This is a genomic window from Actinomycetospora chlora (assembly GCF_039542135.1).
In the GTDB taxonomy this organism is placed as follows: Bacteria; Actinomycetota; Actinomycetes; order Mycobacteriales; family Pseudonocardiaceae; genus Actinomycetospora; species Actinomycetospora chlora.
In genome coordinates this window covers 1-515 of sequence record NZ_BAABHO010000227.1, presented here as the reverse complement: position 1 = coordinate 515, position 515 = coordinate 1, and the positions used below count along the sequence as shown (strand labels likewise).

Sequence of the window (515 nt, the reverse complement as noted above, 5' to 3'; positions counted from 1 at the left end):
GAATACCAGACCACCTGACCTGCCTCTTGAGAAATCTATATGCAAGTCAGGAAGCGGGTTAGAACTGGACATGGAACAACAGATTGGTTCCAAATAGGAAAAGGAGTACGTCAAGGCTGTATATAGTCACCCTGCTTATTTAACTTATATGCAGAGTACATCATGAGAAATGCTGGCCTGGAAGAAGCACAAGCTGGAATCAAGGTTGCTGGGAGAAATATCAATAACCTCAGATATGCAGATGACACCACCCTTATGGCAGAAAGCTGAAGAAGAACTAAAGAGCCTCTTGATGAAAGTGAAAGAGGAGAGTGAAAAAGCTGGCTTAAAACTCAACATTCAAAAAACTAAGATCATGGCATCTGGTCCCATCACTTCATGGCAAATAGATGGGGAAACAATGGAAACAGTGACAGACTTTATTTTCTTGGGCTCCAAAATCACTGCAAATGGTGACTGCAGCCATGAATTTAAAAGATGCTTGCTCCTTGGAAGAAAATCTGTGACCAACCTAG

Annotated in this window: 1 protein-coding gene; it reads left to right on the top strand. The window is 41.9% G+C overall.

Features of this window, described 5'->3' with window-relative positions; genetic code table 11:
- Positions 1–169 precede the first annotated feature (169 nt).
- Positions 170–515, top strand: a 346-nt coding sequence (locus ABD994_RS31540) for an RNA-dependent RNA polymerase family protein (protein WP_345425821.1), incomplete at its 3' end; no start/stop codon positions are given.